Source organism: Burkholderia sp. ABCPW 14 (genome assembly GCF_001523835.1).
GTDB lineage: Bacteria > Pseudomonadota > Gammaproteobacteria > Burkholderiales > Burkholderiaceae > Burkholderia > Burkholderia mayonis.
The window spans coordinates 1-782 of the sequence record NZ_LOVS01000133.1; the positions used below are offsets into that span (position 1 = coordinate 1).

Sequence of the window (782 nt, forward strand, 5' to 3'; positions counted from 1 at the left end):
CCGACCCGCCGTTCTGAACGGTACCGCCGTCGCAACACGTCAAAGGGGCCCGAGGGCCCCTGCGTACTTGAGAAAATTACTCAGCATTGCGCCGCCGTTTAAGCGCGGTTTTACGCCGCCATCAACACCCGCTCGGGAAGTAGGAATTCTTGTTCATATCGGTAAGTGAAAAGTGTTCAGCGCCGAGGTTGAGAGGCAATGGCTCGGCGTGCGTACGCCTGCGATTCGCGGCGTCGCATTGTTGAAAACAGCGGATGATGGGTGCGGTTGCCGTCGATGTAGTGCCGCGGTTCAGAGGCGCAAGACACCCTTCGCAACAATTGCGAAGAACGACAGTTCCATTTCACGAGTTGCCGACCGGCAACGAGGGTTTCTTGACGGTAGGCGCTGCCCCGATTGTCTGGGGTGGCGCGTCCGATGGACAGCATAGCGCGACCGCTACCGATCCCGCAAGGTGCGGTCGGTTGTGTGGTCGGTGGTTTCGGGAATGGTGGTGGGGCCGATGCGCAGAAGAAAGCCGTCGTGATGACGGCTCCGGCTACGATACGTTTACTCTGCCAGTGACCGTTCGAGCTTCGCCTGTTCGATCAGCGAATCGAACTTGGCGACTCCTTCGCTTCCCGCTTTTTCCGCTCGGAAGTACCACGCAGCCAAAAGAGGTGGCCGCGCAAATTCGGACAACCGGATAAGTGGAACGGCTGGGGCCTGAGCCAGCGATAATGCAGGCAAAGGAACCCAAGAAATGACGAAGAGAACCCGAAGGACGCACTCAGCGGCGTTCA

General features: G+C 58.8%; 1 protein-coding gene. It reads right to left on the reverse strand.

All coding sequences use genetic code 11. The features are described 5' to 3' along the window. Positions 1-549: 549 nt before the first annotated feature. A partial coding sequence (locus WS62_RS38330; RefSeq protein WP_231748365.1) for a hypothetical protein occupies positions 550-782 on the reverse strand: 233 nt, incomplete at its 5' end.